The organism is Neobacillus bataviensis LMG 21833 (assembly GCF_000307875.1).
Classification (GTDB): Bacteria; Bacillota; Bacilli; order Bacillales; family Cytobacillaceae; genus Neobacillus; species Neobacillus bataviensis.
This window is the reverse complement of sequence record NZ_AJLS01000026.1, coordinates 1-498: the sequence shown is the minus strand read 5'-3', so window position 1 is coordinate 498 and position 498 is coordinate 1. Positions and strand designations below refer to the sequence as shown.

The following is a 498-nucleotide window of genomic DNA, read 5'->3' as shown; positions in this document are numbered from 1 at the left end:
ATGTTGGCCGGAGATAGAATTCCACCTTGAGGTGTTCCGCTGTAAGTTTTGTGATACTGCCAGTTTTCCAGATAACCTGCTTTTAGAAATTTATAAATCAATTGGCTCATTTTCATATCTTTGATTTTAAGATTGATGAGTCCAATGAGTGTAACGTGGTCTATATTATCGAAGCAGCCTTTTATATCTCCCTCCACAAACCATCTTGCGCCGCCAAACTCTCTTTTGATTGTTTTCAAAGCCGTGTGACAGCTTCGTTGAGGTCTAAAACCGTGAGACACATCTTCGAATACCGGTTCATAGATAGATTCAAGAATTATTCTCACAGCTTCTTGGATCAATTTATCTGTGAAAGTTGGAATTCCTAAAGGTCTCATCTTTTTAGAATTCTTTTTTGCAATATACATTCTTCGTACAGGTTGAGGATAGTAAGTTCCGTCTTTTAAAGATTGAATAATCTTTTTTATTTTTTCTTCACTAAAGCCATGCGCTGTATCA

At 36.5% G+C, this 498-nt stretch carries 1 protein-coding gene; it reads right to left on the bottom strand.

Translation table 11 applies throughout. The features are described 5' to 3' along the window. Positions 1-498, bottom strand: a 498-nt coding sequence (locus BABA_RS02490; protein ID WP_007083544.1) for a reverse transcriptase domain-containing protein, incomplete at both ends; no start/stop codon positions are given.